The following is an 8,033-nucleotide window of genomic DNA, read 5'->3' on the forward strand; positions in this document are numbered from 1 at the left end:
CCTCTCCTGGGCACCACTCTTTCTCCTCAGCAGGAGAAAGAGTTACGCATTGATAAAGGGTTAGGTGGCATCCGCTTTCACACTGCGGTTTCACACCATGGCTCTTCAGATGCCTCATCCCTACGCTACCAAGTCGGGATCATACTATCTCAACGTGAAGGTGCCACTGGCCCTTCGCGCCCTCGCCAGGGGGCAGCGCGTCAGCCTGCCCGTCGCCGGTGAGCAGTACAGTGTCGTCGTCAGCGACAAGGTCTTCCTCTCGCTGCGGACCAAGGAAGCGAAGATCGCCCGGGAATGCTTTCCCCTCGCGCTCGCTGCCCTCAATGCCTTCTTCGAATCACTCGGGCAGCCATCGCAGGATTTGGGCCGGGCCGATGCGCGGGCCCTCGCCGGCGAGATCTACAAGCAGGCCGTCAGCGACATCGATCACGACGACGCCGTCGCCGATGAGGTCGAGGCCTATCGCGACGCGTTCGCTGAGGCGACCGCCCACCACCTCAGCGAGGGCGCGAGCGAGACGATCGCCGAGCTTGAGGCCGCCATCGAGATGCCGGGCGAGCGCGCCCTGCTGGCGTGGGGCCTCAAGTACGGCGATCCCCAGATATCATGTGCAGAGCTGCTCGAGCGCTATTTCGGCCCGATGGTCGATGACCTCATCGCAAAATACCAGATGCGGGTCGACGCAGGCACGCGCGCCAAGCTCCTCAACGCGGCCGAGCAGCTCGGCCACGACTTTCTCGAGACGGCCGAACGCCGCCTGAAGACCTTCGACTACAGCGATCCAGTCGGCGAGATCGGCGGCGCAGGTCTATCGATCACCGGGTTCCTGACCAATCGCCCAGAAACTGTTACCGTGATCGACCTGAAGATTCTGGAATTCTCCGCCTGGACACTAAACGGCGCGCCCTGTCACGTGCACCATCCCGCCGCCAAGCTGCAGGAGGTCGAAATCCCCCTGGCGCCCCCCCCCCCAATGTGCCCGTCCCGCTCGGGCTGTCGCCAACCCCTTTGGGGCGCTTGGCGCGAGTGTCCGTGCGATGCCGGAACCGACCTGACGCTTTCGGCTGTGGCGTCCTCTGACGGCGATTTGCGTCAGCTCTCCCGGGACGGCGCACCGGAATGCAGCGTGGTCACCCAGATCGCGCGAGCGACCGTCTGCTCGGGGTTGTCGAACATGTGCGGCACGATGCTGGGGAAGCAGACACTGTCCCCCGCATCGAGCAAATGAGGCTCGTGCTCGAGCCAGATCCGGATCCGGCCGGAGAGCACGTAGACCGCTTTCTCCCCGACATGCTGGACGAAGTCGGCGCCTGACGAGGCGCCCGGATTGAGCGTCAGCTCGTAGATCTCGAGCGCTCCGCCCTGGGCCGGTGTCAGCGATTCCTTGAGCACGCCGCTCGCCGTCAGGCGCAGCAGGCGTCGGTCGTTCCGGCGCACGATGTATTGCGACGACGGGTCGGGTGCGTGCGGCTCGAAGAAATAGGAGATCGGCACGCCGAGCGCGATGCTGAGCAGCCGCAGGGTGCGGATGGAGGGCGAGGCGAGCGCCCTCTCCAGCTGGCTGATCATGCCATTGGAGAGCCCCGTGCGCTGGGCCAGTTCCTGAATGGAGAGACCGGCACGCTGGCGCAGCAGCCGGACCGTCTCGCCAAGTCGATGCTCCGCATCCTCGGGGATGACGATCGCCTCGCCCGTTCCCTTGCCTGAAGCGCCCGTTCCCGTGGCATCCCTGCTCATCGATCGCCTCTCAGCCTGTCTTTCGAAGCGCCTAGCACAACCGCTCGACCTTGGCGCGCGGGGCGGTACATGTCAGAGCGATTGACAGGCAATTTTAGCCGTGTTGAATTCATCATAACAAAAGTTAAGGGAATTGAAATCCTGCCTGCGCCGCGACGTGAGAACACGCTGCGGACCCGCGGTTTCATTGGGAGCGAGCACATCATGTCCGACGGATATTCTGGAGTCACGGACCCCACGCGCCGCGGCGCTCTGGCGATGGGCATGGGTCTTGCCGCCGGCATCGGCCTGCCGGCCTCGCTGCGGGCAGCCCAGCCGCCTGCCGCACCCAAGGGGCAGGTCGTCGCGGGCCTGTCGCAGGAGCCGACCGTCTTCCACCCGCTGATGCCCGGCATCGAGGTCGACCAGGGCGTCTGGTGGCAGCTCTTCAGCACGCTCTGGTACATCGACCCGCAGGGCCGCTTCCAGCCGGACCTCGCCAGGGAGGTGCCGACCCTCGATAATGGCGGGCTTTCCGCCGACGGCCTGACCTGGAAGGTCAAGTTGCGCAATGACGCCAAATGGCATGATGGTACGCCCTTCACCGCCGAGGACGTCAAGTTCAGCATCGATCTGATCAACAACACCGCCTTCCGCGCCCGTAACCGGGTCGGGCACAACCTCGTCCACGACATCAAGGTGGTCGCGCCGGACGAGATTCACTGGCGCATGGAGAGCGCCTATTCGCCCTATATGTCGATCCTGTCGCTGTTCTTCATCGTACCCAAGCACGCGCTGGAGAAGGCGTCCGATCCCAATGCCTCACCCTTCAACAACGCGCCGATCGGGACCGGCCCGTTCCGTTGGGGCGAGCGCGTGCCGGGCGACCACATCCAACTCCTCGCCAACAAGGCCTATCACGGGCGCGGGCCGTTCCTGGAGCGCGTGATCTTCAAATACGTTCCCGACCTGACCGTGCTCTACACCCAGTTCCGCACCGGCCAGATCGACTACACCGGTATCCAGGGCGTGCTGCCGAACTTCGTCAAGGAAGCGAAGACCCTGCCGGGCCGCAAGATCTCGGTCTCGCCGATGGCGTCGATCGAGCACATCGCGCCCAATCTCGAGTTCGGACCGCTCGCCGACCGGTCGGTGCGGGAGGCGCTGTATCTCGCCATCAACAAGAAGGGGCTGATCGACGCGCTCAACTACGGGCTGCCGACGCCGACGGAATCCTTCGTGCCGCAGCAGGCCTGGTCCTTCAACAAGGATCTGCCGGCCCATGCCTACGACCCCGCCAAGGCCAATGCCGTGCTCGACGCCGCCGGCTGGAAGCGCGGCTCCGGCGGCATCCGCGAGAAGAACGGCGTCCGGCTGGAGTTCAGCAACTCGACCACCAGCGGCAACGCCGTGCGCGAGCAGACGCAGCAGCTCCTGATGCAGGACTGGAAGGCGATCGGCGCCTCGCTGCGCATCAGCAACATGCCTGGCGCCGTGATCTGGGGCGAATTCTGGCAGCAGTCGAAGTTCCAGTCGGTCATCGTCGGCGTCAATTTCATGCTGGGCAGCGACCCGGACGTGACACCGCGCTTCGGCTCCGGCGCGATCCCGGCCAAGGGCGGGCGCGGCTACAACACCTACCAATACCAGAACAAGGAAGCCGATCGGCTGCTGGCCGAGGGCGCGGCCCAGTTCGACCTCGCCGAGCGCAAGAAGAGCTATAGCGCGCTGCAGAAGCTGATCCGCGACGATCTCGCGATTCTGCCGCTGTTCCAGTCGGCCATCGCCGAGGGAACCAAGGAGGGGCTGCAAGGCTTCGCGCCCAACATCAACACCTCATCGAACTGCTGGAACATGCGGGAGTGGTACTGGGCCTGACGGCTGCAAGAGCGAGATCGCACCGCGATGCTTCCCTATCTCATCCGCCGGCTCGGGCAGGCGCTGGTGCTGCTGCTCATCGTCTCGATGCTCGGCTTCGCCATCCTGCATCTGGCGCCGGGCGGGCCGCTGTCGCAGTTCGCCCTATCGTCGCAGATGTCGCCGGAGGATATCGCGCGGATCTCACGCCAGCTCGGCCTGGACCGGCCCCTGCCGGTCCAGTACGCAGACTGGCTCTGGCGCATGCTGCTAGGCGACTGGGGCACCTCCTATCGCGACGGCAGCGCCGTGCTCTCCGTCATCGGCTCGCATCTGCGGGCCACCTTCGAGTTGATGGCGACGGCGACGCTGATCGCCTGCCTGCTCGGCTGCTGGATCGGCGTTCTCGGCGCGATCCGACGCTATTCACTGTTCGACACGCTCGCCACCGTCGGGGCGATGATCGCGCTCTCGATCCCAACCTTCTGGTTCGGCCTGGTCACGATCTACGTCTTCTCGGTCACACTCGGCTGGCTGCCGGCCGGCAACCGCCACACGATCGGCGACGATTCCGTGCTCGACCTGCTGCACCATCTGATCGCGCCAGCGCTGGTGCTGGCGTTGGTCGAGACGGCGATCTGGGCCCGCTTCATGCGCTCCTCCATGCTCGACGTCATCGGCCAGGACTATATCCGCACCGCCCGGGCCAAGGGCCTTCCGGAATGGAGCGTGTTGTCGCGACATGCGTTGCGCAACGCGCTGCTGCCGATGATCACCGTTGCCGGCCTGCAGTTTCCGACCCTGCTCGGCGGCGCGCTCGTCGCCGAAACGGTGTTCACCTGGCCCGGCATGGGGCGGCTCTTCCTCGATTCCATCGCCTATCGCGACTACCCCGTGGTGATGGGCATCCTGATGCTCTCGGCCACGATGGTAATGCTCGGCTCGCTGCTCGCCGACCTGCTCTATGCGGTGGTCGACCCGCGGATCCGGATGGAGTGAGGCGATGAGCGTGCAAGCAGCCTCCGTCTCGGCCGAACCGGCCCCCGTCGCCTCCGCCAACACTGCCTGGCGACGTTTCCGCCGCCACCGGCTCGCCATGGCCGGCACGGCCACGATCCTCGTCCTGGCCCTGGGCGCGGTCTTCGGTCCGTTCCTGCTGCCCTTCGACGACACCCATATCGACATCCTGCAGCGCTTCGCGCCGCCGCTCTCCGGCGTGCATGTGCTGGGCACCGACGAACTCGGCCGCGACATCCTGGCCCGGCTGATGATGGGCGGGCGCATCTCGCTCGCGATCGGCTTCCTCGCCATGGCGGTCGCGATGGCGATCGGCATCGCGGTCGGCGTGATCGCGGGCTTCTATGGCGGCTGGCTCGGCTCCGCCCTGATGCGCTTCGTCGATGCGGTGCTGTGCTTCCCGGCGATCTTCCTGCTGCTGGCGCTGGCGGCGCTCACCGAGCCCGGCATCGTCGCGACCACGCTGCTGATCGCCGCGACCTCCTGGATGAACGTCGCCCGCATCGTCGAGGCCCAGATTCGCTCGCTGCGCGAGCGCGACTTCGCCGTGGCGGCCCGCTCCGTGGGCGCGAGCAATCTCTACATCATGTTCCGCAGCCTGCTGCCGAACGCCATGGCGCCGATCGTGGTGGCCGCGACGCTCAACGTCGCCAAGGCGATCCTGCTCGAATCCTATATCAGCTTCCTCGGCTACGGCATCCAGCCGCCGGCCTCGAGCTGGGGCAACATGCTCAACAACGCCCAGATCTATCTGACGAGCGCGCCCTGGCTCGCGCTCCTGCCGGGCATCGCGATCACGCTCGCCGTGACCAGCTTCAACTTCATCGGCGACGGCTTGCGCGACGCACTCGACCCGCGCCTGGACATCAACTGACCCTACCCTTTACTGCCGCCGCGGCCGCCCAGGCCCGTCTCAGGAGCTTCCCATGTCCCCGCCGGTCAATCGCATTCCCAGCGACGAACGCCTGCCGGAAGCCGTCGACGTTGTGGTCATCGGCGGCGGCGTGATCGGCGTCTCCAGCGCCTATCATCTCGCCCGCAAGGGGCTGTCCGTCGCGCTGGTCGAGAAGGGCCATGTCGCCGGCGAACAATCGAGCCGCAACTGGGGCTGGTGCCGCCAGCAAGGGCGCGCCCGCGCCGAGATCCCGCTCGCCCGCGAGGCACTCCGCCTGTGGGAGGAGCTGCAGGAGGAGGCTGGCGCCGATACCGGCTTCCGCCGCACCGGCGTGCTCTTCCTGACCAAGGACCCCAAGGAAGCGGCCGACTGGGAGCATTGGGCCGAAATCGCGCGCGAGATGCAGGTCCATTCCACCCTGCTGACGCCGGCGCAGGTCGCCGAGGCCCTGCCCGCGAACACCGAGAAATGGGTCGCAGGCCTCCATACCCCCAGCGACGGCCGGGCCGAGCCCTCGATGGCGGTGCCGGTGCTCGCGCTGGCGGCCCGCAAGCGCGGCGTCACCATCCATCAGGGCTGCGCGGCCCGCGGGCTGGAGACGACAGGCGGCGCGGTCAGCGCCGTCGTCACCGAGAAGGGCACGATCCGCACCCAGGCCGTGCTGCTCGCCGGCGGCGCTTGGTCCTCGCTGTTCTGCCGGCGCCACGGCATCGACCTGCCGGTCGGACTGGTCGACGCCACCGCCTGCCGCACCACCCCGGCGCCCGAATTTACCGACGGCGCGCTCGGCACCACCGCCTACTGCATCCGCCGCAGGCTCGACGGTGGCCTGACCCTGGCGCTGCGCGGGCGCGGCACCGTCAACCTGACGCCCGACATCCTGCGTTACGCCAAGGCATTCTGGCCCACCTTCAAGCAGCGTCGCGCCGGGTTGAAGCTGCGGCTGGGCGCCGATTTCTTCAAGCAGCTCTTCGGCAACGCGAACTGGCGCCTCGACCAGCCCTCGCCCTTCGAGGCGGTGCGCGTGCAGGACCCCGCCCCCGACATGGAGCTGGTCAACGCGGCTCTGGCCGCGCTGATCGCGGGCAATCCCGCGCTCAAGGACATCCGCATCGCGGAGGCCTGGGGCGGCACCATCGATTCGACGCCCGACACCGTGCCGGTGATCTCCGCCGTCCCGAGCCTGCAGGGCTTCTTCCTCGCCACCGGCTTCTCGGGGCATGGCTTCGGCATCGGCCCGGCGGCCGGCAAGCTCGCCGCCGAGATCGTCCTGGGCGATACGCCGCTGGTCGACCCCGCCGCCTACAGCTACGAGCGGCTGGTCGACGGCCGCCCGCTGGCGCCCGTCGGGCTGTTCTGAGGCCGCCGGCATGACCATTCTCTACAAGGCGAGCGCCGAGCGGGCGGGGCAATGGGCGGAGGCCTTCGCCCGGCTGGCCCCCGACGTCCCCTTCCGCGTCTGGCCGGATATCGGGGATCCCGCCGCTGTCGAATATCTGCTGCTCTGGCAGCCGCCGGAACGGATCGCCGAGACCTTCCCCAATCTGAAGATGGTCTTTTCGGTTGGGGCCGGCGTCGACCAGCTCGATTTCAACGCCCTGCCGCCCGAGCTGCCGGTCGTGCGCATGCTTGAGCCTGGCATCGCCGAGAGCATGGCGGAGTTCGTCTGCATGGCGACCCTGATGCTGCACCGGGACATGGTCGTCTATCTCGACCAGCAGCGCCGGCGGCAATGGTGCGAGTTCCAGGTCAGGCCCTGCGCACTCCGCCGCGTCGGCATCCTCGGGCTCGGCCAGCTCGGCCAGGCGAGCCTGGAGAAGCTGCGCCCCTTCGGCTTTCCCCTCTCCGGCTGGAACCGCTCGCCGCGCGAGATCGAGGGCGTCACCTGCTTCACCGGTCCGGACGAGTTGCCCGCCTTCCTGGCGCAGACGGACATCCTGGTCTGCCTGCTGCCGCTGACCGAGGCGACGCGCGGCATTCTCGACGCGCGGCTCTTTGCCGGACTGCCGCAGGGCGCCGCCATCATCAATGTCGGGCGCGGCGGCCATCTCGTCGAGGCTGACCTCCTGGCCGCCCTGGAAACCGGGCAGCTTTCGGGCGCGATGATCGACGTGCTCGAGCCCGAGCCGCCGCCGCCGGAGCATCCGTTTTGGCAGCATCCGCGCATCGTGATGACGCCTCACATCGCCAGCATGACGCGCCCGGAGGGCGGGGCCGCCTTCGTGCTCGAAACGATCGAGCGCCACCGCAAGGAGCTTCCGATCGAGGGGCTCGTCGCGCGCGGTCAGGAATACTGAGCGCACGACTCCTGTTCGCGGCCGACCACCCGTCCGGGCCTTTCCGCACGGGCGTTGTCACGATAACTGCCGGCGGATGCGTAAAGGTGCCTGTGGCTGGGTGACAGGCTCCGAAGTCGACTGACCCATGGCGGGTATCCACCGTGCCCGTTTTGCGGTTCCACCGACGGTGAATTTGGATCGGAAGCCCGATGTCCCGTCTCGGAGCCGCGGGCGTCCGCTTCCGGGCAAAGCACCAAGGTCAGGTTGTG

The 8,033-nt window shown here is 67.2% G+C and carries 6 protein-coding genes; 5 read left to right on the forward strand and 1 reads right to left on the reverse strand.

Going from position 1 to position 8,033, the window contains the following annotated elements; all coding sequences use genetic code 11:
* Positions 1-1,092: 1,092 nt before the first annotated feature.
* Positions 1,093-1,737, reverse strand: a complete 645-nt coding sequence (locus Q0Q02_RS21870) for a cupin domain-containing protein (RefSeq protein WP_293812684.1) — start codon at positions 1,735-1,737, stop codon at positions 1,093-1,095.
* A 204-nt stretch (positions 1,738-1,941) separates the two neighbouring features.
* On the opposite strand from Q0Q02_RS21870, the gene Q0Q02_RS21875 reads away from it, so the two are divergent.
* The 5 genes from Q0Q02_RS21875 to Q0Q02_RS21895 are packed head-to-tail and all read left to right on the forward strand — an operon-like array spanning position 1,942 to position 7,782.
* Entirely contained in the window at positions 1,942-3,594 is a 1,653-nt protein-coding gene (locus Q0Q02_RS21875; RefSeq protein ID WP_293812686.1) for a peptide ABC transporter substrate-binding protein, read from the forward strand.
* Between the two features lie 27 nt (positions 3,595-3,621).
* Entirely contained in the window at positions 3,622-4,572 is a 951-nt protein-coding gene (locus Q0Q02_RS21880; protein WP_293812688.1) for an ABC transporter permease, read from the forward strand.
* A 4-nt stretch (positions 4,573-4,576) separates the two neighbouring features.
* Positions 4,577-5,464 carry an ABC transporter permease gene (locus Q0Q02_RS21885; protein WP_293812690.1) on the forward strand — a complete coding sequence of 296 codons (888 nt, stop codon included), beginning with the start codon at positions 4,577-4,579 and terminating at the stop codon, positions 5,462-5,464.
* A 52-nt stretch (positions 5,465-5,516) separates the two neighbouring features.
* Positions 5,517-6,845, forward strand: a complete 1,329-nt coding sequence (locus tag Q0Q02_RS21890) for an FAD-binding oxidoreductase (protein WP_293812692.1) — start codon at positions 5,517-5,519, stop codon at positions 6,843-6,845.
* A 10-nt stretch (positions 6,846-6,855) separates the two neighbouring features.
* Entirely contained in the window at positions 6,856-7,782 is a 927-nt protein-coding gene (locus Q0Q02_RS21895; RefSeq protein WP_293812693.1) for a glyoxylate/hydroxypyruvate reductase A, read from the forward strand.
* Positions 7,783-8,033: the final 251 nt, after the last annotated feature.

This window comes from uncultured Allobosea sp., from assembly GCF_945956895.1.
GTDB lineage: Bacteria > Pseudomonadota > Alphaproteobacteria > Rhizobiales > Beijerinckiaceae > Allobosea.

Excerpts from the sequence above, each read along its gene's own strand:
- Q0Q02_RS21870 (WP_293812684.1), bottom strand. The coding sequence starts at position 1,737 with ATGAGCAGGGATGCCACGGGAACGGGCGCTTCAGGCAAGGGAACGGGC.
- Q0Q02_RS21875 (WP_293812686.1), top strand. The coding sequence starts at position 1,942 with ATGTCCGACGGATATTCTGGAGTCACGGACCCCACGCGCCGCGGCGCT.
- Q0Q02_RS21880 (WP_293812688.1), top strand. The coding sequence starts at position 3,622 with ATGCTTCCCTATCTCATCCGCCGGCTCGGGCAGGCGCTGGTGCTGCTG.
- Q0Q02_RS21885 (WP_293812690.1), top strand. The coding sequence starts at position 4,577 with ATGAGCGTGCAAGCAGCCTCCGTCTCGGCCGAACCGGCCCCCGTCGCC.
- Q0Q02_RS21890 (WP_293812692.1), top strand. The coding sequence starts at position 5,517 with ATGTCCCCGCCGGTCAATCGCATTCCCAGCGACGAACGCCTGCCGGAA.
- Q0Q02_RS21895 (WP_293812693.1), top strand. The coding sequence starts at position 6,856 with ATGACCATTCTCTACAAGGCGAGCGCCGAGCGGGCGGGGCAATGGGCG.